The sequence below is a fragment of the Bartonella sp. AC535YNZD genome, assembly GCF_042196625.1.
Taxonomy (GTDB): Bacteria; Pseudomonadota; Alphaproteobacteria; order Rhizobiales; family Rhizobiaceae; genus Bartonella.
On record NZ_JBHIQP010000106.1, the window covers coordinates 1 to 503 of the forward strand.

The 503-nt window shown below is 45.5% G+C and carries 2 protein-coding genes; both read right to left on the reverse strand.

The window, feature by feature from the left end; all coding sequences use genetic code 11:
* Positions 1–52 precede the first annotated feature (52 nt).
* Complete coding sequence (locus ACFIM8_RS09465) at positions 53–214, reverse strand: hypothetical protein (protein ID WP_375614868.1); 162 nt, start codon at positions 212–214, stop codon at positions 53–55.
* 54 nt (positions 215–268) lie between these two features.
* A partial coding sequence (locus ACFIM8_RS09470; RefSeq protein WP_375614869.1) for a toprim domain-containing protein occupies positions 269–503 on the reverse strand: 235 nt, incomplete at its 5' end.

The following is a 503-nucleotide window of genomic DNA, read 5'->3' on the forward strand; positions in this document are numbered from 1 at the left end:
TGCCAGATGCAGCATAAAGCTGCCCCCTGCGACATGGGACTTCCATGCCAGCCTAATGCGCCCAGACTTCTATCGCTTTTTGTTTTGACGTTGGCATTAATCTCTCTTGGGCACGCAGCGTTTCGTGTGCAGCAGGCCAGAATCCTGCAAACTGCGTCCCAGCGGATCGTTCCCTTCTAACAACAATAAATCTTTTCCAACCGTAAACAAGCATTATCGTTATCATTGACGGGGGTATTTTCAGTGTTGTTTTGTAAATTACTATCTTTCATAATTCCCTCTTTTGAGAAAGTAATACATTATTAAAATCCATTCCTTTGGGAGCTTGCATCAGAGAGACATCAAAGCCTTGTTTGTATGCACGCGTTGCAAGGTTGAAACCTGCTTTACGACCCGCCTCATCGCCATCCATTGCGATTGTCAGACGTGTTTTGGTATCAATATTGGGTAAATTCACGCGTATCATGCCACTGGTCGAAAGGGACGCCCACAAACTCATAGGC